Origin of the sequence: Bifidobacterium hominis (assembly GCF_040095915.1) — a bacterium.
In the GTDB taxonomy this organism is placed as follows: Bacteria; Actinomycetota; Actinomycetes; order Actinomycetales; family Bifidobacteriaceae; genus Bifidobacterium; species Bifidobacterium hominis.
Genome location: NZ_JBBMFR010000005.1, coordinates 59,530 through 82,059, shown reverse-complemented (window position 1 = coordinate 82,059; position 22,530 = coordinate 59,530). Strand labels below are relative to the sequence as shown.

The window sequence follows — 22,530 nt, the reverse complement described above, 5'->3', positions numbered from 1 at the left end:
GCTATGCCTGGGTTCTATATAAAGAAGGTCACTGCGAACAGTGCGAAAAAAGGCGACGCCAGCGTCACCTTCGGAAAAGGTCTGAACATCATCCAAGGGCGATCCGACAGTGGAAAGACCTGTGTGGCGAACTGCATAGATTTCATCTACGGCGGCCAGACCAGTAAGCCGTTCAAGGACTCCGCGCAATACGACGGTGTCACCATGATCGTGGCGGCAAATGATGAGCCGGGAGATGTCACGCTGCGGCGTTCCGTTGGCAAGAACCAGGTGGAGGTTGACAGCACGGTCGCTGGGATTGAAAGCGGTATCTATGATGTCTCGCTGAGGAAGAACGCCAAAAACCCACCGTTGAATGAAGTATGGCTCAGGCTTATAGGTACCGACCCTGATGTAAGGATCGTGACGAACTCCGGATTCGAAACTAAAAGGCTCACATGGAAGAATCTTCTGAGGGTCTTCTACCTTGACGAAGGGCGCGTGGATGACGCGGAATCCATTGTCGAGCCGAGCCATCGCTACATGGAGAACACCCTCTTTCTTTCCGCGCTTCTTTATTTGTTTACAGGACGAACGTTCACGGAAACGGATGCTCAGGAAAAGAGCGAAATCAAAAAGGCCCGTCGCAAGGCTGTGAAGGATTACGTGAACAGGAAGATACAGGACGCCGCAGCCAGGAAGGCGGAGCTAGAAGAGAAGCTGCATCTTTTCGACGGAATCGACATAGACGCCCAGATCGAAGAAGCGACAAACGCGCTTGACGAGACACGACGGAAAATCGACCGGGCACTGGAAGAGAGCCAACGGATACTCTCGTCCATATCATCCGAAGAGCAGCGGATCGCCGAATGCAATGTGCTGCTGAACAGATACAACCGGCTATCCGATCAATACAAGGCAGATATCCAGAGACTATCGCTCATAGCGGAGGGCGAGGAATCATACGAAGGCATAAACCCGCCCCTGCTCTGCCCATACTGCGATAATCCGATCACTCCCCGCAAGAGACAGACATACATGGAGTCCGCTCGCGTCACCATGGAAAGGACAATGGATCAGCTCAACGGACTCGTTGATACCGAAAAGGATGTGGAAGAGCAAAAGAAGGAATCGGAAAACAACCTGGAGAAACTGAAATCCGAACGGGATTCCTTGGAAGCCAAAATCAAGATGGAGCTAAGGCCGCAGGAATCGAAGCAGATAGACATCGTGCGCTCCTACAAAGCTTATCTGCAAGTCACGGCGGAGATTGGCGTCATCGAGTCGTATTCCGCCGACTTCGGCCGGGACCTCGATGATATTGAGAACGAGCAAAAGAACGACAAACCCGCTGAGTACCATCCGAAAGAGTACTTTCCGGATGACTTCGTCCCAGCAATGTCCGGATACGCTCAGGAGATTCTCGAGGAGTGCCATTACTCAGGGTTGCTCAAGGCGAACTTCGATCTTACAAAATTCGATATCGTGGTCAACGGTGAAGACAAGGGAACAAGCCATGGCAAGGGTTATCGGTCCTATCTGAATACCGTTATGATTCTGATGCTAAGGAAGTACCTGGCGAATCACGCGAAGTTCAATCCAGGGTCATTCATAATTGATACCCCTCTTCACGGCTTTGATGACGGCGTGGGCGAAGACATTCCGGACAGCATGCGCGCCGGACTCTATCGGTATTTCATGGCTCACCAAGACGAGGGGCAACTCATAATCATCGAGAACCTAGACCACATCCCGCACCTCGACTATGAGGCCAGTGATGCGACGGTCACCACGTTTGAAAAAACAAACGAACCTGGCAAACGATACGGATTCCTGAACGGTGTTAAATAAGAAACACATGCGAATAAAGGCACGGAGGCCTGCAAATGCACTTCAGTTACAACAAGCTGTTCAAGCTTATGATCGACCGCAACATCAAGAAAAAAGAGCTGAGCAAGATGAGCGATGTCAGCGCCACTTCGATAGCGAAACTGGGCAAAGGCGGAAACGTGAACACGGGCGTTCTGCTTCGCATATGCAACGCCTTGAACTGTGATGTCGGTGACATCATGGAGTTCGTACCCGATAAGAAGCAAGAGTCGGTAGCTGATGACGGGAAGACATCAGCTACCTCCCAATAATGAGAAAGCCATGATATGAATGTGTATATGGAAAGCAAAGGAGGGACGCCTCTCAAGTGGAAAAGCTAATAGATATAGGAAGCGATCCCGTGACATCCCTTCTGGATCTGCTACTCGCCGATAAGTCGACGAAAAGGAACATTATATGGGCGACGGATACCTACGAGGAACTTGGCCACGGTTTCACGGACAAGGAGCAAATCGATGCAAAGCTGCTTCTGCAACACGCCGACATCATCAAGCCGAGAATCCAGAAATCGCAGGAGGAGCAAGTCGCCCGAACCCGCAAGAAAGCCGAGGTCTTCACTCCGGCATGGCTCTGCAATCTCATGAACAATTACTGCGATGAGGATTGGTTCGGCAGGAAAAATGTTTTTAACACAGAAAACGACGATCATACCTGGACGGTGACAGAAGCTCAAATTGAGTTTCCGAAACGAAAGACGTGGAAACATTACGTTTTATTGGTGTTATGTACTTTGCGCCGATATTCATCGAGTCCGGACGATCGACATGACGCCGATTAGCGTAGTCTGGGAAAGATTGTCGATGAATAAACTGCCGGCTCGATGGACATTGGAAACCATGCTTGATGTTCATCGAACCGGCAGTTTCTATTTACTTTCAGTGCTTTACCGACAGTGTTTGCTGCAAGGTATGTGAGTCGTGTGGAGGCACGACGACCGCGCAATCGCGATTGTTGACGGCTTCCACGCAGACGAAGCCGCGCCATTCGCCCTCATCCAAATCGCCGATGGCGTTTCCGGCTTGTTCTCCCGGATTCCACACCACGGTCTGCGCCGCACCCTGTTTGGAAACAACGACGGTGCGTTTCAGCACAGGATCGCGCAGCTCAAGCGTGTTAGCCGAATAGTAGATGCGGTCAACCATGCCTTGGAAGGTCACAGGTTCATCACCTTGGCTGCAACGCGGATCGCCATCCAATACGGTATCGAGATAGTCCGCGCCCTCAAGCCCGCACACCTGCGACTGTTCGGCGTCGCCAACCTGCAGATACGTATGCAGTGCCTCTTCGTAAGACAATGGCTCGTCGCCATCGTTACATACGGTAAGCGACATCGTCAACTCTCGACCGACTTCAATGGTGTAAACGGCATGAAATTGAGGATTCGGGCCAGAAACAAACTGGGAAAGTATGTCTGCGTCGATCTCACTCGAATCCAACGTGTAGCGCAAACGAGCTCCGGTGGACCCTTCCTCGTCATAATGCCAGAAACTGTTGCGGGCAAAACCATGCTTAGGTGTCTTCGAAGCCACATGGCCGCCTTCAAAACCGGAATTGAACCAAGGGAAAATAATGGGAACGCCGCCACGGATGGCAGTGCCTTCCTTAAGGTAAATCGCCTTGGGGCGCCAGACAACAGGCTGTTCGCCGACGGGTGCCCAGGAAAGCACATGCGCACCGTAATCGCTGACTGATGCCGTTGCGTTTTCGTTGACAATATCTCTGATAGTGAAAGTGCTACTCATACGCCCAGTATAAACAAGGTGACATTGAAACATGATTCCCGGAAAGATACTTTGCAAGATTGTGATATTTCCTGAATTTTCCAGCTTGATATGCAAGGCAGAAATGAGGATTGCGACAACACGCGCTTGTAGGCTTCTGCTAGTATCATCCATGAAAGTACAAGGAAGATAGCCGGTTCGTTTCAACTTGCGTTATGGAAGGTGAATTAAGGCTGTGAAAAGCTGAGAATTCCCAGAATCTGAACGATTGCAAGTAACTGCATCGAATCATTCCGGAAGCGAGTTGGGGCGTGCAAGGCCGGCTTTGGGTGTGACAGTGGAAAGAGACCGACATGTCTGCAGAAAAGACCACGGAACCGGACGAAGTGCTCACCGACGATGAACTTCAGGCTGCCGCAGCGCCTGAGCGACCCCTCGAAGAGGAGAAGCCTCGCAAGCGTACCGTCGTCGTGGCCGAAGACGAATCCGTGAACCGTATGGATTTGGTTGCCATGCTGGAAGATAACGGCTACGAGGTTGTAGGCGAAGCCGCTAACGGTGAAGAGGCAGTTGATCTGACTCGCAAGTTCCGTCCGAGTGTAGTGTGCATGGACGTCAAGATGCCTCGTATGGACGGCATCGAAGCGGCCGGCATCATCTGCGACGAGAACATCGCCCCGGTTGTTATGCTTACGGCATTCTCCCAGTCCGATCTGGTGAAGAAGGCCACCGGCGCCGGTGCCATGGCGTATGTTACCAAGCCGTATGAGGAGTCCAAGCTGCTGCCGGCTTTGGAAGTGGCCATGGGCCGTTTCGCCGAGATCAACGATCTGCTCGACAATGTGGAGCGCAGCGAATCCAAACTGCATGAAGCCGAAGAGCGGCTTAAGAAGGCGGAAGAGCAGCTGAAGAAGGCTGAGGAAACCCTCGAGGAGCGTAAGCTCGTCGACCGTGCCAAGGGTCTGCTTATGGACAAGGCCGATTTCTCCGAGCAAGGCGCATTCCGTTGGATTCAGAAGACCTCCATGGACCAGCGTATTCCGAAGAAACGCTTGGCCATGGCCATCATTGCCAAGTATGGTGATCAGAAGTCGGAAGCAGAGGATGAGCGCTAACACAGCAACTGTGGAAGGCACTTCACGCGGGACGCTATTGGTCGTTGACGGCCATTCCTTGGCGTTCCGCGCTTTTTTTGCCTTGCCCGTAGAGAATTTCAGTACATCCGCAGGTCAGGCAACCAATGCCGTCTGGGGTTTCGCTACCATGCTGTCGCAAGTGATCGATGCCGAGCATCCCGATCATCTTGCCGTCGCTTTCGACGTCAAAGGCGGCACGTTCCGCAATACGATGCTGCCGCAGTATAAAGGCACGCGAGATGCGGCTCCGGAAGATCTGCTCACGCAGTTGCCTCTGATTCAACAGATGCTTGATGCGTTGGGCGTCACGTTCATCGAAAAACCCGGATATGAGGGTGATGACGTGATCGGCACGTTGGCGAGCATGGGAGACGAAGCTGGCTATCGCACGCTGGTATTGTCTGGTGACCGTGACGCGTTCCAGCTCATCAACAACAACATCACCGTGCTGTATCCGGGGCATCATTTCAAAGACCTGAAACACATGACTCCCGATGCGGTGGTGGAGAAATACCATGTCACCCCGGAACAGTACCCGGATTTGGCGGCGCTCCGCGGCGAAACCGCTGACAACATTCCAGGCGTTCCAGGCGTGGGCGATGGCTTTGCAGCCAAGTGGATCAACCTGTATGGCGGGCTTGACCAAATCATCGAGCACGCCGACGAGATCGGCGGCAAAAAAGGCGAGGCACTGCGGGCCAACATCGACCAGGTCAAGCTGAACCGTTCCGTGAACGCCCTGGTGCGTGACCTTGACCTTGGCGTGTCCATCGAAGACCTGACCTTCGGTCAGGTGGATGCCAACCAGTTGAACGAACTGTTCACCAAGCTTGAATTCGGAATTCGCACCAAAAACCGTGTGCTAAGAACATTCAATGCAGGCAAGCCTACGAACAATCTCGTGCCTCAAGACGAGTCCAGCAAACTGGAAATACCCGAATACGAAACGATTGATTCGCCGGAAGCGCTGGAATCATGGGCGCAATCCAATCTGCAGGCGACGAACAAGCATCTGCATGATGAGCGAGAAATCGCGCCGAAAACCACTCCTTCCGGTTTCGCCATTGATCATACGAAGAAATGCGCGCAATCCGTGGCCCGTTCATGGGTGTTGCAGGTGGAAGGCGAAAGCAAGCCGGGGAACGCGGACTATTCGTCGCTGATGATCGCATCGCAAGGCAAAGCGATTCGCATCAATCATATTGATCGCGATATGGCGTCACAACTGCAAACGCTACTTGACGAATACCACCAATCCATGGTGGTGCATGGCTATAAGGAACAGTCCCATCTGTTGGGAAGCACCGGCGTGAAACTGCCGGAACCGCTGTTCGATACCAAACTTGCCGGGTATCTGGTCCATCCCGATTTTCATGCAGACACTTTGGAACAGGCGGCGGCTCATTTTTTGGATCTGCATATCGAGGAGCAGTCCGAAAGCGCGACGCAAGGAACGCTTGATTTCGACGAGCCTGAAGAATCCGTGCAGCAGAAAGACGACCAGCTTCCGCGCCATACGGCGATTGTGGGGTTGTTGGCACGAAATCTGGCGAATTCGCTGGATCAGCGTGAACAGTTCGCCTTGTTGGAATCCGTGGAGATTCCAGTATCTCGTGTGCTTTATGGCATGGAGCATGCCGGCGCGCAAGTCGACATGAACAGGCTAATGAACATGCGCGAACAGCTTGCCTCCGATGCGAATCATGCGCAGGAAACGGCATGGCAGTATGCGGGCGAACGTGTGAATCTGCAAAGTCCTAAACAGTTGCAGAAAATTCTGTTTGAAAATATGGGTTTGAAACCCACGAAGAAGACCAAAACCGGTTCGTATACCACGAATGCGGCGGCTTTGCAGGCGTTGCGCGATCGTTCGTATGAGAATGACAGCGCATGCCAGTTCCTTGACGCATTGTTGCTGCATCGCGAGAAGAACAAGCTCAAGCAGATCGTGCAGACGTTGATCGATGCGACCAACGGGTCTGACGGACGCATTCATACGACGTTTGAGCAGACTGTGGCTGCGACCGGTCGATTAAGCTCGGTCGATCCGAATTTGCAGAACATCCCGAATCGTGATCCGGCTGGACGTGAGATTCGTTCGGCTTTTGTGCCCGGTGAGGGTTTTGAATCGTTGCTGAGTTCGGATTATTCTCAGGTCGAGTTACGTATTATGGCCGACCTTTCCGGCGATGAGGCGTTGATTGAGGCATTCCGTTCCGGCAGGGACTTCCATAAGTATGTGGCGAGCTTGGTGTATGGCGTCCCTGTTGACGAGATTACGTCTGGTCAGCGCAGTCATGTTAAGGCGATGAGCTATGGCTTGGCTTATGGATTGAGCACGTATGGGCTTTCGCAGCAGCTTGGCATTAAGCCGGGTGAGGCCGAGTCATTGAAGCAGCAATATTTTGCGACGTTCGGCAAGGTCCATGAGTATTTGGAGTCGTTGGTTTCCACGGCCCGTGAAAAGGGGTATACGGAGACGATTTATGGTCGTCGTAGGTATTTCCCGGGGTTGAAGTCGTCGAATCGTGCGGTACGTGACGCTGCTGAGCGTGCTGCGCTGAATGCGCCTATTCAGGGTTCCGCCGCGGACATTATGAAGATTGCCATGATTCGGGCTGATGATGCGTTGCGTGAGGCTGGTCTTGCCAGCCGGATCATTCTGCAGATTCATGACGAACTTGTGGTGGAGATTGCGCCGGGCGAGGCACAGCAGGCCACCGCGTTGGTGAAGGATTCCATGGAGCATGCGGTTGACATGGCGGTTCCGTTGGATGTTTCCACGGGTATTGGTTCAGATTGGCAGCTTGCCGCGCACTGATACGGTACTGGGTTTCGTGTGTGCTGTGGATGTGCGTGATGCGAGCAATGGCATAAGGAGGAACGATGGCAACGCTGAAGCAAGTTGTGGATGTGCTGGAAACGCTGTATCCGCTTCGCTATGCGGAACAGTGGGATGAGCCTGGTCTCATCGTGGGTGATTTGCGTCGGCCTGTGCGCAGTATCGCTTTTGCGGCTGATCCTTCCATGGCGGTGGTTGATCAGGCGATTGCCGTGGGCATTGATTTGCTGGTTTGCCATCATCCGTTGTTCTTCCGTTCCGTTCATGCGGTATCGGGATTGGGTTTCCGCGGTGAGATCGTGCGCAAGCTCAATCGTGCCGGATGCGCGCTGTGGGTGGGGCATACGAATGCCGATGCGGCATATCGTGGTGTCGGTATGGCTGCGGCTGACATGTTTGGTCTGGTGGACCAGCGTCCGCTCGTACCCATCGACGATCCGAACGCCGAGCATCCGGTCGGCCTAGGACGTGTCGGGCGGCTTGCCGAACCTGTGATGCTGCGTGAATTCGCCCGCCGTGTGGCCGACGTGCTGCCGTATACCGAACTTGGCGTGCAGGTTTGCGGTGATCTGGACGCTCCCATCAATACGGTGGCGATATTGCCGGGATCCGGTGATTCGCTGTTCGATGAGGTGCGTGCGACCGGAGCTGACGTATATGTGACCAGCGATCTGAGGCATCATCCCGTAACGGACGCCATTGAACAGGCCCGCTATGAGGCTACCATGCGCGCTTCCGGCATCGCCCTGGGTCATGGCGATGAACATGTGCGTCCTGCGTTCATCAACACTCCGCATAGCGCCATCGAATCCATGTGGTTCCAGTATGCGATGAAAGACGTTCCTCGGGCGGTTGCGTCCGTGACCGACGACACCCCCGACGTGCGTTGGATTTCCATGAACACCGATCCATGGAACATGGTGATTCCCTCAAGCGGACAGGAACGATGACACGTCATGAATAACGAAGCGGCAGACGAAACCCAAGTTGATGCATTGCTGGACGAGTCCAGCGACGGAGTGGACATGTCCGGCACGGTAACGGTGCTTGACAGCAAGCACGTGTACCAAGGCGCTATCTTCGGTGTCGACGACATGCGGATCGCATTGCCGATGCGTGGTGGCGGGCGAACGGTGATTCGTCGGCAGGTGATGCGCCACGCGCCTTGCGTGGTCATGCTGGTGCATGATTGCGCGAACGACCGGTACCTGATCGAACGCGAATATCGTATCGGTTGCGACGCTTTCGCCTACGGTCTGCCGGCCGGACTCATCGACGGGGGAGAGGACGTTGAAGAGGCCGCGCTGCGCGAACTTCGCGAGGAGACCGGTGTGGAACCCACCGGGCATGACGGCATTGAATTCGACCATGTGGGGCAGTTCTACTCGTCCGAAGGCATGACCGATGAGCTCGCCAACATCATGGTGCTTCACCTGCGCGCGTGGCATCCCGTCGAACGTCACTTCGACGGCGATGAGCATGTCGAATCGGCGTGGATTTCCTGGCAGCGGCTACGCGACACTCGCATCACCGCATCCAATTCCATGATCGCCATTCTTCACGAGCAAATTCGGAGAAACCGGCAAAATACAGCCAAAAGTTCTTTCGAATCGTAAAAATAATCGCCGAACAACACGAAATTACGATTTGGGGGCTAAAACGTGAGATACTTGAATCATGCAAATCAGACCCGGATCGATGTATCCGCTCGGCGCAAGCTATGACGGCGCCGGCGTGAATTTTGCCCTCTTTTCCCAAGTGGCACAAAAGGTCGAGCTTTGTCTTTTCGATGAGGAAGACAACGAAACTCGAATCGAAATGACCGAGCAGAACTCGTATGTCTGGCACAACTATCTGCCCGGAATCCAACCGGGGCAGCGTTACGGCTACCGTGTGTACGGCCCGTACGACCCGATGCAGGGCTTGCGCTGCAACCCGAACAAGCTGCTGCTTGACCCCTACGCGAAAGCCATCGAAGGCAACATCGACGGCGATGAAAGCCTCTACTCGTATTGGTTCAAAAGCCCTGACGATGTTACCAGCATGAACACGCTCGACTCGGCCCCACACACCATGAAAGCAGCCGTGGTGAACCCCTATTTCGACTGGGGCAACGACCAGCATCCGAACATCTCATACCACGATTCGGTAATTTACGAAGCCCACGTACGCGGCATGACCAACCTCAACATGGACGTGCCGCCGGACATTCGCGGAACCTACGCGGGACTGGCCTACCCCTCCGTAATCGAATACCTGAAGAAACTGGGCGTCACGGCCATCGAACTCATGCCTATTCACCAGTTCGTCAACGACAGCTTCCTGCAGGAAAAAGGCTTAAGCAACTACTGGGGATACAACACTATCGGCTTCTTCGCCCCGCACAACGCCTACTCCAGCTCCGGGCAGCGCGGCGAACAGGTCAACGAGTTCAAATCCATGGTCAAGGCATACCATCGTGCCGGCATGGAAGTCATCCTCGACGTGGTATACAACCATACTGCCGAAGGCAACAACCTCGGACCGACCCTCAGCTTCAGAGGCATCGACAACGGCGCCTACTACCGTCTGGTAGACAACGACCGCAGGCACTATTTCGACACCACAGGCACCGGAAACTCGCTGCTCATGCGCTCGCCGCACGCGTTGCAGCTCATTACCGACAGCCTGCGCTATTGGGTCACTGAAATGCACATCGACGGATTCCGATTCGATCTTGCGGCCACATTGGCGCGTCAGTTCCAGGAAGTCGACAAACTGTCGGCATTCTTCGATATCGTCGAGCAGGATCCGGTCATCTCTCGCGTCAAGCTGATCGCCGAGCCATGGGATTTGGGTTCCGGCGGATACCAGGTGGGCGGCTTCCCATCCAGCTGGTCCGAATGGAATGGCCGCTATCGTGATTGTGTGCGCGACTTCTGGCGTTCGCAGCCGTCTACCTTGCCGGAATTCGCCAGCCGACTTATGGGCAGTTCCGACTTGTATCAGGTCAACGGCCGCCGACCGGTCGCATCCGTGAACTTCATCACTGCGCATGACGGCTTCACCATGAACGATCTGGTGAGCTACAACGAGAAGCATAATGAGGCCAACGGCGAAGGCAATCGCGATGGCGAAAGCAACAACCGTTCTTGGAACTGCGGTGTCGAAGGTCCTACGACCATCAAGGATGTTAACGAGCTTCGTCAACAGCAGATGCGCAACATGTTCGCCACACTGCTGCTTAGTCAAGGCATTCCGATGATTTGCGGCGGCGACGAAGTGGCGCGCACCCAGCAGGGCAATAACAACGCCTACTGCCAGGACAATGCGATCTCCTGGACGAACTGGGATTTGGACGAGGATCAGAAGGACCTGCTCGAATTCGTATCGAAGCTGATTCATTTGAGGCTTGAGCATCCTGTGCTGCATCGCCGCCGCTTCTTCTCCGGTCGCGAGCAGGGAGACGACAGCACTGCGATTCCGCAGGTCGAATGGATGGATCACACCGGCTCCATTATGGATATGGACGACTGGTCGAACACACACGCTTTCACCGTGATGATCTATCTGAACGGTTCCGATATTCCGGAAACCGACTGGTACGGCAATCAGATGGTCGACAATGATTTCATTCTGATTTTCAACGCGCATTACGAGCCGATCATGTTCACCCTGCCCGATGAGCAATATGGCAAGAAATGGCGTCTAATTGTCGACACGCATAATCCAAAGGGGCCAGAACTCAATTATGAGGCCGGTTTTGCGATTACTGCGCAATCAAGAAGCTTCCTGCTGTTGATGAGCGACAAGAAGCCGTCCAACGGACATTACAATTTCTGATTGTTTTTCCGACACTGTTTTCCAGCTACGTTTTTTAGACTTCCGAAGCAAGCCGGGAAACAGTGTCGGGAACAGTTTCGCTGACTTCCGCAAGATCCTCGACGGAGTGGGGTCTCTCGGATTGCGCCAGTATCAGCTGCGTCTGCACGCGATCCGCTTCGATGGCGGCAATCTGACGCGAGAAAATGATGAACCAGCCAAGGAACATCATGCCGGCCAACGCCTCCACGTTCGTCAGCGTGTTATGCCCGCTCAGCCATTGGAATCCGGCATAAGCGCCAATCACAATCGCAAGATCGGAAACCACGTATACGATCTTTGAAAGTTGCGGGGCAAGCCAAGGCAGGGCAATCATCAGCATGCTCATCAAACATGGCAGGCCGCGGGCGAACACGTTGTGCAAAATCGGATGCGGCGTGTAACGGAACATGCCGATGCCTATGAAGGCGATGCCGGCCAACGCCAACATGATCGACAGCAGCAGAATCCTCGTACGGAAATGCTTCGGCGTTTCATTGGTGGAGTTGGAATCCAGATACTGCAATTGCAGACGATACGTGGTGATGAGCTCGGAAACGGCGAAATAGCTGATGATCACAATGCAGATGCCCGCGAGCATCAGCGTCGAATTGAACATACGTGCGGCGAACGTCGTACGGTCACCCAGTTGGGAGAAATTATTGTTGTACCAGTATGGATCGTCGGACGTCAATCCTGCGATGCTCACGCCAGACACCACGAAAAACGGCAGTAGGGAAGCGATCGTTTTGGCGTTCATAAGTTCCGCCTGTACGAAAGTTATATAGCCTACAACGCCTGCGATGGCCGCGCATAGGATTGGCAGATAGCCTTTCAGCGTGCGGATACCCATCATGTTGTTGATGATGGACAACATCATGAACGACATGACGAAAATGGTCGAGGCATACACCACGGAAAGCGCGAGAATCTCGAAAATACGACGGACAGGAATAGCCCAACCATGTTTGAGCGTCAGCGATCGTGATTTTCGTGCATAACCCAGACTGAATGATATAACGCCGCATCCTGCCACGATTCCCGAGCAGACGGTGAACAGTCGTTGCGTGACACGCCAGATGGCGGGAGCGAACTGCGTGTAAGCGTTCATAACAAACCAAGCGATGATGGCGCATATTACAAAGGAGATAATGCCCGATGATTCAGCCTGCTGATGACGTCCCATGCCACTCTCCCTTCCGAAACGCTATTGTAAGCCTGTCGTTGTCCAACCATACGCTATAATAGAAACTCGTGTTCACATGATGCGATTCCGCGACGCGGGTTCGCTGAAAGCGAGCAGGAACGGGCTGTAGCGCAGTTTGGTAGCGCGTCTGCTTTGGGAGCAGAATGTCGCAGGTTCAAATCCTGTCAGCCCGACGAAAATCGTTGGAAACAAAGGCGTTTCAGACGGTTTGAAAAACCTTTTCCAGTTTCGGTACAAAACGGTATAAACATGGCAACGCAGAAAAACCTCGTGACCTTTTGCGATGTTCACATGGTTTCGTCCGTCTGGGTTTTCAAACGGAAATGGTATGGACGGAGTCCAATTGCCGAGATCGAGCAAGATACGCACGCTACATGGCGAGATTGAAGCGTTGTTTGCCACGGGTTTTGGATACGATAAACCCTATGAACGCATCTCAAGAGAATCTTTGGCCGGCGCCGTTTGCCAGCAAGTCGCTTGACGCCACCGTTGTGGTGCCGGGCAGCAAATCCCTGTCGAACCGTTATCTCATTCTTGCGGCTCTCGGGCATCGTCCTGTGCGATTGGTCGGGCTGTTGCGCTCGCGTGATACCGAGCTGATGATGGACGCGCTGCGTTCGTTGGGAGTGCGCTGCGAAATCGATGAGCAGGTTGACACCACGGTGACGGTGGTGCCGCCGTCCGACGGCCGGTTCCACGGTGGTACGAAGGTGCTCTGCGGTCTTGCGGGAACGGTGATGCGCTTCGTGCCCGGTCTTGCCATGTTCGCGGACGGTCCTGTGGATTTCGACGGTGACGAGCAGGCGTACGCACGTCCGATGAAGCCCGTGTTGGACGGTCTTGAACAGTTGGGGGCATGTATCGAATACCACGGCGAGGAAGGTCGCCTGCCATTTACAATCACTCCACCTCAAACGGTGAGCCAGTGCGTCAAGCCGAGTGTGGTCAGCATTGATTCTTCGGGATCATCGCAGTTCATTTCAGGACTATTGCTCATCGGCTCTCGAGTGCCAGGCGGTTTGGAACTGCATCACACGGGGGAGAAGACGCCGAGTTTGCCTCATATTCGCATGACCGTGGCCGATCTGCATGGTTCCGGTGTGCGTGCCAACGCAGACGAACACGCCCGCGTGTGGACCGTGCAGCCGGGAGCCGTGCAGTTGCCCGAAACCGTGACGGTCGAGCCTGACCTGTCGAATGCCGCCCCGTTCCTCGGCGCCGCACTGATCGCCGGCGGAACCGTTCGCGTGCCTCACTGGCCGGAATCCACCACCCAGCCGGGCGGCCTGCTTCCCGGATACTTGGAACATATGGGCGCTGAAATCAGCTTCCCCGTGATCGACGGCGTCCGGTACTGCGAAGTGACCGGCAGCAGCCATATCAACGGCTTGGGTGATTTCGACCTGACTGCGGCCGGCGAGATTGCGCCATCGCTGGCCGCAATCCTGGTCTTCGCCGACAAGCCTACGCGCATGCTGGGCATCGGCCACTTGCGCGGCCACGAGACGAACCGTCTGGAAGCATTGGTCAACGAAATCACCAGAGTCGGGGGAGATGCCCGTGAGCTTCCCGACGGGCTGGAGATCGCGCCAGTGCCGGCAATGAATCTCAAGCCGGCTGAAATGGAAACCTATGCGGACCATCGCATGGCGACGTTCGCTGCGATGCTGGGGCTGAAAATCAACGGCATCCTAATCAAGAACATCGCCACCACTGCAAAAACGCTTCCCGATTTCGTAAACATGTGGACCAACATGCTGGCCTAGCAAGGATTGTCAGAGATAATCCGCAAATAATCCACGATATTGAAAACGGTATGAAAATGTCCTTCCTCCGCAAAAACGGAGGAAGGACATTTTACATTTGCACAGGGTCGTAATCATTCTGCGGATGCCGCTATGTCAAGCCACGATGGTTCTTAGCTTTCTTCCTGACACGGCCTGGGCCTTGTCAGGCCCCAACACGGCAAAGGTAGTGGCGCTCGCAAACGTCATAATGCCTACGAAAAACACGGAACCAATGGAAACCTGACACCGTACGTAAAGAGGTAAGCGGCGACGAGGCGTCCGACACCTTGAGAGGTGTTATCTGGCTCGAGCCTAGAAGGCGGAAAGCATGATGAAGCCCCCGGAAGTTTCGCACTTTCGGGGGCCTCATCATATTGATTGTGATTTTGCGTTCAGCAACGAATCAGCTTGGAATCACTCCCACTCGATGGTTGCCGGCGGCTTGGAAGTGCAGTCGAGCACCACACGGTTGATCTGACGGCATTCGTTGGTGATACGCGTCGAAATCGTGGCAAGCACATCGTACGGAATGCGAGACCAGTCCGCGGTCATGGCATCTTCGGAGGAAACCGGACGCAACACGATCGGCGAACCATACGTGCGCTCATCGCCCTGTACGCCCACGGAATGCACGTCGGCCAGCAGCACCACCGGGCACTGCCAGATATCGCGGTCAAGACCAGCCTTGGAAAGCTCCTCGCGAGCGATGGCATCGGCCTCACGAAGCAGATCCAGACGTTCCTTGGTGATCTCGCCGATGATGCGAATGCCGAGGCCCGGGCCAGGGAACGGCTGACGCCATACGATTTCGTCCGGCAATCCAAGCTCGGTACCGATGGCACGAACCTCATCCTTGAACAGGGTGCGCAGTGGCTCGACGAGCTGGAACTTGATGTCGTCAGGCAGACCGCCCACATTGTGGTGCGACTTGATGTTGGCCGCGCCGTCGCCGCCGCCGGATTCCACGACATCCGGGTAGAGGGTGCCCTGAACGAGGAACTTGACTTCCTTGCCGGAAGCGCCCGCCTCTTCGATGACCTGACGCTGGGCCTTCTCGAACGTGCGAATGAACTTTTCGCCGATGATCTTGCGCTTCTTCTCCGGTTCGCTCACACCCTTCAGAGCGGTGAGGAAGTCTTCGGAGGCGTCCACGGCGATGAGCTTGATGCCGGTCGCCTCAACGAAATCATGCTTGACCTGCTCGGCCTCGCCCTTGCGCAGCAGACCGTGGTCCACGAACACGCAGGTGAGCTGGTCGCCGATGGCCTTGTGCACGAGAGCTGCCGCTACTGCGGAATCAACGCCGCCGGACAGGCCGCAGATCACCTGTGCGTCACCGACCTTCTCGCGGATCTTCGCAACCTGATCCTCGATGATGCTGGAGGCATCCCAGTTGTTGCCAAGACCTGCACACTTGTGCAGGAACGTCTCGATAAGCTGCTGGCCCATCGGGGTGTGCTTGACTTCAGGATGCCACTGCACGCCATACAGCTTGCGGGATTCATCCTGCATGGCGGCAACGGGGGCGCCCTCGGTGTGTGCCAGCACTTCGAAGCCTTCCGGCGCGGTCTTAACGGCCACGCCATGGCTCATCCACGTGTTCTGATCGGCGGGGGAGCCTTCGAGCAGACCCTTCGACTCGTCGATGAAGGTCTCGGTCTTGCCGTACTCGCCAAGAGCGGCCTTGTCGACATCCGCACCCAAGGCATAGGCCATGGCCTGGAAGCCGTAGCAGATGCCCAACACGGGAACTCCGGCCTCGAACAGTTTCTTATCCACGCGCGGCGCGCCCGGTTCAAACACCGAAGCCGGACCACCGGAAAGGATGATGGCCTGCGGATCCTTGGCCAGCATCTCGTCGACCGGCATGGAATGCGGCACAAGCTCCGAATAAACATTGGCTTCACGCACGCGACGTGCGATCAGCTGGGCGTACTGGGCTCCGAAATCAACAACGAGCACAGGACCTGCGGCCATAACACTCTCCCTTTTGATATGAGGTATGAAGAAGCAACAATATTAACTGTTCTATTGTGGCGACGCTAGCAGACATTGGAAACGCTGTGAACAGGAAGTGAACAAACCTCACAATTGCTTACTACGCATGGTTCAACACGCCGCATGCAAGTATTGCAAAACGAACGTGAAAAAGGTGCGAGGATGGCTTGAAATCGTTGATATTGAGCCGTTTATCAATCTTTTTGATAGCATGTGAAGTATTCACAAATCTCCCGATAAAAGCTCTCATTTTCTAACAGAAACGACACACTTACGCACACAGTCGCAAAAAAACAGCAAAAAGTCGCACCTCGCTCGTAATATGCTCAAGTGATTGGGAATGAATCGTTCCGCGGAACCGCAAGGTTTTGCAAGATTCAGGACCGAATGAAAATAAACAATCGCACAACACAGTGCAGGAGTACAGGAGTACACATGACGAGTCCTGTTATTGGCACCCCTTGGAAGAAGCTGAACGCTCCGGTTTCCGAGGAAGCTATCGAAGGCGTGGATAAGTACTGGCGTGCAGCCAACTACCTCTCCATCGGCCAGATCTATCTGCGTAGCAACCCGCTGATGAAGGAGCCTTTCACCCGCGAAGACGTCAAGCACCGTCTGGTCGGTCACTGGGGCACCACCCCGGGCCTGAACTTCCTCATCGGCCACATCAACCGTCTCATCGCTGATCACAAGCAGAACACTGTGATCATCATGGGCCCGGGCCACGGCGGCCCGGCTGGTACCGCTCAGTCCTACTTGGACGGCACCTACACTGAGACCTTCCCGAAGATCACCAAGGACGAAGCTGGTCTGCAGAAGTTCTTCCGCCAGTTCTCCTACCCGGGCGGCATCCCGTCTCACTACGCTCCGGAGACTCCGGGCTCCATCCACGAAGGTGGTGAGCTGGGTTACGCCCTGTCCCACGCCTACGGCGCTGTGATGAACAACCCGAGCCTGTTCGTTCCGGCCATCGTCGGCGACGGCGAAGCTGAGACCGGCCCGCTGGCTACCGGCTGGCAGTCCAACAAGCTCATCAACCCGCGCACCGACGGTATCGTGCTGCCGATCCTGCACCTCAACGGCTACAAGATCGCCAACCCGACCATCCTGTCCCGCATCTCCGACGAAGAGCTCCACGAGTTCTTCCACGGCATGGGCTATGAGCCGTACGAGTTCGTCGCTGGCTTCGACAACGAGGATCACCTGTCGATCCATCGTCGTTTCGCCGAGCTGTTCGAGACCGTCTTCGACGAGATCTGCGACATCAAGGCCGCAGCTCAGACCGACGACATGACTCGTCCGTTCTACCCGATGATCATCTTCCGCACCCCGAAGGGCTGGACCTGCCCGAAGTTCATCGACGGCAAGAAGACCGAAGGCTCCTGGCGTTCTCACCAGGTCCCGCTGGCTTCCGCCCGCGATACCGAGGCTCACTTCGAAGTCCTCAAGAACTGGCTCGAGTCCTACAACCCGGAAGAGCTGTTCGACGAGAACGGTGCTGTGAAGCCGGAAGTCACCGCCTTCATGCCGACTGGCGAACTGCGCATCGGTGCTAACCCGAACGCTAACGGTGGTGTGATCCGCGAAGAGCTGAACCTGCCGGCCCTCGAAGACTACGAGGTCAAGGAAGTCGCCGAGTACGGCCACGGCTGGGGCCAGCTCGAGGCAACCCGTCGTCTGGGCGTCTACACCCGCGACATCATCAAGAACAACCCGGACTCCTTCCGCATCTTCGGACCGGACGAGACCGCTTCCAACCGTCTGCAGGCCGCTTACGACGTCACCAACAAGCAGTGGGATGCCGGCTACCTGTCCTCCCAGGTTGACGAGCACATGGCTGTCACCGGCCAGGTCACCGAGCAGCTCTCCGAGCACCAGATGGAAGGCTTCCTCGAGGCCTACCTGCTCACCGGCCGTCACGGCATCTGGAGCTCCTACGAGTCCTTCGTGCACGTGATCGACTCCATGCTGAACCAGCACGCCAAGTGGCTCGAGGCTACCGTCCGCGAGATCCCGTGGCGCAAGCCGATCTCCTCCATGAACCTGCTCGTCTCCTCCCACGTGTGGCGTCAGGATCACAACGGCTTCTCCCACCAGGATCCGGGTGTCACCTCCGTCCTGCTGAACAAGTGCTTCAACAACGATCACGTGATCGGCATCTACTTCCCGGTGGATTCCAACATGCTGCTCGCTGTGGCTGAGAAGTGCTACAAGTCCACCAACATGATCAACGCGATCATCGCTGGTAAGCAGCCGGCCGCTACCTGGCTGACTCTGGACGAAGCTCGCGCTGAGCTCGAGAAGGGTGCTGCTGAGTGGGAGTGGGCTTCCACCGCCAAGTCCAACGACGAAGCCCAGATCGTTCTCGCCTCCGCTGGCGACGTTCCGGCTCAGGAGATCATGGCTGCTGCCGACAAGCTCAACGAGCTCGGCATCAAGTTCAAGGTCGTCAACGTTGTGGATCTGGTCAAGCTGCAGTCCACCAAGGAGAACGATCAGGCTATCTCCGACGCTGACTTCGCTGACCTGTTCACCGAAGACAAGCCGGTCCTGTTCGCTTACCACTCCTACGCCCGCGACGTGCGTGGTCTGATCTACGATCGCCCGAACCACGACAACTTCAACGTCCACGGCTACGAGGAGCAGGGCTCCACCACCACCCCGTACGACATGGTTCGCGTGAACAACATCGACCGCTACGAGCTCGTTGCCGAAGCTCTGCGCATGATCGATGCTGACAAGTACGCCGACAAGATCAACGAGCTCGAAGCCTTCCGTCAGGAAGCCTTCCAGTTCGCAGTCGACAACGGCTACGATCACCCGGATTACACCGACTGGGTCTACTCCGGCGTCAACACCACCAAGCAGGGTGCTGTCTCCGCTACCGCCGCAACCGCTGGCGATAACGAGTGAGTCTAGCCTTTATAGGCTGATTGCTTGAAGAAAACCCCAGAGGATTCGTCCTCTGGGGTTTTTCTGTCTTCTCTTCACCGTCTGTCCGCAACACCGTTTCTGAAATGCGTGTCTGTTACTGCTTACGCATTAGAATTGCACGTGGTGCGAAACAACGCAGTCACACACCTGAACAACGAATAGGAGCAGACATCGTGAGTCTAACCAGCGTCACCATCATCAGCCCTGAAGCCGCAAACGGCCGCAACGTCGTGGCCCTTGGCGTCACCAAGGCATTCTCGGCTGCCAAGAAAACGGCCGTGTTCCGCCCGGCGGTTTGCCGAAAGGAAACCTTCACCGACGTTCTTCTTGAAGCAAGCAACGCGGGGCTGGGGCGTGAACAATCCGTAGGTGTTTGCCCGAAGCGCGCACGCACCGACAAGGAAGGTGCCCGGGCCGATATCGTGGCCGCCTACACAGAAGCCATCGAAACCGCCCAGCCCGAAGCCGTGGTTATTGTCGGAACGGACAAATCCGCCATCAACGACCCGTCCATCTTTGCGTTCAACGCTGACGTAGCTGCAGATCTTAAGTCCGTCGTGCTTCTTGCCGTATGCACCATCAACCGCACTCCGGAACAGGTCCTGGGCACCGTCGAGGCGTCGAAGGCCATCATTGAGAATGCAGGAAGCACGGTCGCCGGTGTGTTCGTCACCGGATGCAAAGATGAGCAGGTGGAACCCCTCAAGGAGGAGTTCGCAAGTTACGAGGTGCCGGTGTGGACACTACCCGCCGTTGATTTCGACGAGGAAGACGCCGTGGCCAAGGCCACGAAAGCATTCGAGGCGAATGTCAACGCAGAAGAGCTTATTTCCGCTGTCGAGGCTCCGTTCGCGGCTCCGACCACGCCATACGCATTCCAGTACAGCCTGCTGGGCAAGGCCAAGGCAGACAAGAGAACCATCGTGCTTCCGGAAGGAACCGAAGACCGCATCATCAAGGCAGCCGACTATCTGCTCGAGCGTGATATCGTCGATCTGATCATCGTCGGAGACAAGGAAAGCATTCTCGCCCGCGGTGAGGAGCTTGGACTCAAATCCCTTGAAAAGGCGCAGTTCCAGGCCAAGGATGACGAGGAAGTACTCGCTCCGATGGTCGCCAAACTGTGCGAGCTGCGTGCCAAGAAGGGCATGACCGAGGAACAGGCACGCAAGCAGCTCACCGATGACAGCTACTTTGGCACCATGCTCGTGGTGCTCGGTAAAGCAGACGGTCTCGTTTCCGGATCCATCAACTCCACGGCCAACACCGTACGTCCGGCATTGCAGGTCATCAAGACCAAGCCGGGATCTTCCCTCGTGTCCGGCGCGTTCCTCATGTGCTTCAAGGATCATGTCGCCGTATTCTCGGATTGCGCCATCAATCTGAACCCGTCCGCGGAACAGCTGGCGGAAATCGCCATCCAGTCCGCCGAAACGGCGAAGGCGTTCGGCCTCGATCCGAAGGTCGGCATGTTGTCGTATTCCACGCTGGGATCCGGCAAGGGACCGGATGTCGACCTCGTGGAAGCAGCAACCGCACTCGTGAAGGAGAAGGCTCCGGATCTCGCGGTTGTCGGCTCCATCCAGTTCGACGCGGCTTGGTCGCCGACCGTCGCAGCCACCAAGGCCAAGGGCAACGATGTGGCGGGCCACGTCAACGTGTTCGTGTTCCCGGATCTGTGCGCGGGCAACATCGGGTACAAGGCCGTCCAGCGTTCCTCCGGCGCAGTGGCCGTCGGTCCGGTACTGCAGGGCCTGAACCGACCGGTCAACGACCTGAGCCGAGGCGCGACCGTGCAAGACATCATCAACACTGTTGCCCTGACCGCCATCGAAGCCCAGTAAAACGCTATTTTGTAGCAAGCAAAGAGTAATCTAAAGTTTGGAAAGTCGCGCAAGCGGCACATCGATTAACACATGGAGGATGCACACAATGGCGAAAACCGTCCTTGTCATCAATTCCGGTTCTAGCTCTATCAAGTATCAGCTGGTTGATCTTGAAACCGGTGAAGGTATTGCTTCCGGCCTGGTCGAGAAGATCGGCGAGCCGGTTGACGGCCACTACAAGCATGAGTTCAACGGCGAAAAGCATGAGCTTGAAGAGCCGATTCACGACCACGAGCAGGGTCTGAAGCGCGTGCTCGGCTTCTTCAACGAGTTCGGCCCGAAGCTGGACGAAGCCGGCATCGTGGCAGTCGGCCACCGCGTGGTGCAGGGCGGTTCCATCTTCCCGAACCCGGCTCTGGTTACCGACAAGACCATCAACCAGGTCAAGGATCTCGCCGTGCTCGCTCCGCTGCACAACGGCCCGGAAGCCAAGGGCGCCGAAGTCATGCGTGCGCTCCTGTCGGATGTTCCGCAGATCTTCGTGTTCGATTCCTCCTTCTTCTTCCAGCTGCCGAAGGCCGCCAGCACCTACGCGCTGAACAAGGAAATCGCCGACCAGTACCACATCCGCCGTTACGGCGCCCACGGCACCTCCCACGAGTTCATCTCCTCCGTGGTGCCGAGCGTCATCGGCAAGCCGGCCGAAGGTCTCAAGCAGATCGTGCTGCACATCGGTAACGGCGCTTCCGCTTCCGCCGAGGTTTCCGGCAAGCCGGTCGAGACCTCCATGGGTCTGACCCCGCTCGAAGGCCTCATGATGGGTGGTCGTACCGGCGATATCGATCCGGCAGTCGTCTTCCACCTGATTCGCAACGCCCACATGAACGTGGACGAGCTCGACGCTCTGTTCAACAAGCGTTCCGGCATGATGGGCATGACCGGCTTCGGCGATCTCCGTGAGGTTCACCGTCTGGTCGCCGAAGGCAACGAGGACGCCAAGCTGGCTCTCGACGTCTACGTGCACCGTATCGTCGGCTACATCGGCAACTACACCGCTCAGATGGGTGGCGTAGACGTGATTACCTTCACCGCAGGTGTTGGCGAGAACGATGACGTGGTCCGCAAGATGGTTTGCGACAAGCTCGCACCGTTCGGCGTCAAGCTGGATGAAGAGAAGAACGCGACCCGTTCCAAGGAACCGCGCATCATCTCCACTCCGGACTCGAAGATCACCATCTGCGTCATTCCGACCAACGAGGAGCTGGCAATCGCCCGCAAGTCCGCGGCAATCGCAGAAGCAGGCGAAGACACCTACGGCAACGTCTTCTCCAAGTGATGCTGAGGTCTCGCAGTCATGCTGACTGACGGGA

General features: G+C 55.8%; 15 protein-coding genes and 1 tRNA gene. 13 read left to right on the top strand and 3 right to left on the bottom strand.

Features of this window, described 5'->3' with window-relative positions; translation table 11 throughout:
* Positions 1 to 3: 3 nt before the first annotated feature.
* The 3 genes from WMO36_RS05030 to WMO36_RS05020 all read left to right on the top strand — a co-directional run bounded on the left by WMO36_RS05030 (position 4) and on the right by WMO36_RS05020 (position 2,647).
* Positions 4 to 1,830: a coiled-coil domain-containing protein gene (locus tag WMO36_RS05030; protein ID WP_099570678.1), complete on the top strand. Its 1,827-nt coding sequence runs from the start codon at positions 4 to 6 to the stop codon at positions 1,828 to 1,830.
* Between the two features lie 35 nt (positions 1,831 to 1,865).
* Positions 1,866 to 2,120 (top strand): helix-turn-helix domain-containing protein, encoded by a 255-nt coding sequence (locus tag WMO36_RS05025; RefSeq protein ID WP_337509913.1) that lies wholly within the window; start codon positions 1,866 to 1,868, stop codon positions 2,118 to 2,120.
* A gap of 89 nt (positions 2,121 to 2,209) precedes the next feature.
* On the top strand, positions 2,210 to 2,647 hold the full coding sequence (locus tag WMO36_RS05020) for a hypothetical protein (protein ID WP_201797046.1): 438 nt from the start codon (positions 2,210 to 2,212) through the stop codon (positions 2,645 to 2,647).
* A gap of 97 nt (positions 2,648 to 2,744) precedes the next feature.
* On the opposite strand, the gene WMO36_RS05015 is transcribed toward WMO36_RS05020, so the two are convergent.
* The gene (locus WMO36_RS05015; protein WP_349077020.1) at positions 2,745 to 3,611 is read right to left on the bottom strand and encodes a D-hexose-6-phosphate mutarotase; all 867 of its coding nucleotides are present in this window, start codon (positions 3,609 to 3,611) and stop codon (positions 2,745 to 2,747) included.
* A 332-nt stretch (positions 3,612 to 3,943) separates the two neighbouring features.
* Between WMO36_RS05015 and WMO36_RS05010 the strand changes: the two genes are divergently transcribed.
* The 5 genes from WMO36_RS05010 (at position 3,944) to glgX (ending at position 11,390) form a co-directional block, all read left to right on the top strand.
* On the top strand, positions 3,944 to 4,705 hold the full coding sequence (locus tag WMO36_RS05010; RefSeq protein WP_099570675.1) for an ANTAR domain-containing response regulator: 762 nt from the start codon (positions 3,944 to 3,946) through the stop codon (positions 4,703 to 4,705).
* A complete protein-coding gene (polA, locus tag WMO36_RS05005; RefSeq protein ID WP_349077018.1) occupies positions 4,695 to 7,547 on the top strand; it encodes a DNA polymerase I in 2,853 nt (950 codons plus the stop codon). Before WMO36_RS05010 ends, polA begins: the two co-directional genes overlap by 11 nt.
* A 65-nt stretch (positions 7,548 to 7,612) precedes the next feature.
* Positions 7,613 to 8,518: a Nif3-like dinuclear metal center hexameric protein gene (locus tag WMO36_RS05000; protein WP_144171289.1), complete on the top strand. Its 906-nt coding sequence runs from the start codon at positions 7,613 to 7,615 to the stop codon at positions 8,516 to 8,518.
* Positions 8,519 to 8,524: 6 nt separating this feature from the next.
* Positions 8,525 to 9,184, top strand: coding sequence for an NUDIX hydrolase (locus WMO36_RS04995; RefSeq protein WP_065441697.1), 660 nt, complete (start codon positions 8,525 to 8,527; stop codon positions 9,182 to 9,184).
* Between the two features lie 61 nt (positions 9,185 to 9,245).
* Positions 9,246 to 11,390, top strand: coding sequence for a glycogen debranching protein GlgX (gene glgX, locus WMO36_RS04990; RefSeq protein WP_144171287.1), 2,145 nt, complete (start codon positions 9,246 to 9,248; stop codon positions 11,388 to 11,390).
* Positions 11,391 to 11,424: 34 nt separating this feature from the next.
* Here glgX and WMO36_RS04985 read toward each other — a convergent pair whose 3' ends face one another.
* Positions 11,425 to 12,594, bottom strand: coding sequence for an ABC transporter permease (locus WMO36_RS04985; protein WP_099570670.1), 1,170 nt, complete (start codon positions 12,592 to 12,594; stop codon positions 11,425 to 11,427).
* A 120-nt stretch (positions 12,595 to 12,714) separates the two neighbouring features.
* Between WMO36_RS04985 and WMO36_RS04980 the strand changes: the two genes are divergently transcribed.
* Positions 12,715 to 12,788, top strand: a tRNA-Pro gene (locus WMO36_RS04980).
* 252 nt (positions 12,789 to 13,040) lie between these two features.
* The gene (gene aroA, locus WMO36_RS04975; protein WP_349077014.1) at positions 13,041 to 14,381 is read left to right on the top strand and encodes a 3-phosphoshikimate 1-carboxyvinyltransferase; all 1,341 of its coding nucleotides are present in this window, start codon (positions 13,041 to 13,043) and stop codon (positions 14,379 to 14,381) included.
* A gap of 435 nt (positions 14,382 to 14,816) precedes the next feature.
* On the opposite strand, the gene guaA is transcribed toward aroA, so the two are convergent.
* Entirely contained in the window at positions 14,817 to 16,379 is a 1,563-nt protein-coding gene (gene guaA, locus WMO36_RS04970; RefSeq protein WP_033501228.1) for a glutamine-hydrolyzing GMP synthase, read from the bottom strand.
* A gap of 456 nt (positions 16,380 to 16,835) precedes the next feature.
* Between guaA and WMO36_RS04965 the strand changes: the two genes are divergently transcribed.
* The 3 genes from WMO36_RS04965 to WMO36_RS04955 all read left to right on the top strand — a co-directional run bounded on the left by WMO36_RS04965 (position 16,836) and on the right by WMO36_RS04955 (position 22,496).
* A complete protein-coding gene (locus WMO36_RS04965) occupies positions 16,836 to 19,313 on the top strand; it encodes a phosphoketolase (RefSeq protein ID WP_099570668.1) in 2,478 nt (825 codons plus the stop codon).
* A 194-nt stretch (positions 19,314 to 19,507) separates the two neighbouring features.
* Positions 19,508 to 21,178: a phosphate acetyltransferase gene (gene pta, locus WMO36_RS04960; protein ID WP_349077012.1), complete on the top strand. Its 1,671-nt coding sequence runs from the start codon at positions 19,508 to 19,510 to the stop codon at positions 21,176 to 21,178.
* Between the two features lie 88 nt (positions 21,179 to 21,266).
* Entirely contained in the window at positions 21,267 to 22,496 is a 1,230-nt protein-coding gene (locus WMO36_RS04955; protein WP_099570666.1) for an acetate/propionate family kinase, read from the top strand.
* The last annotated feature ends 34 nt before the right edge of the window (positions 22,497 to 22,530 follow it).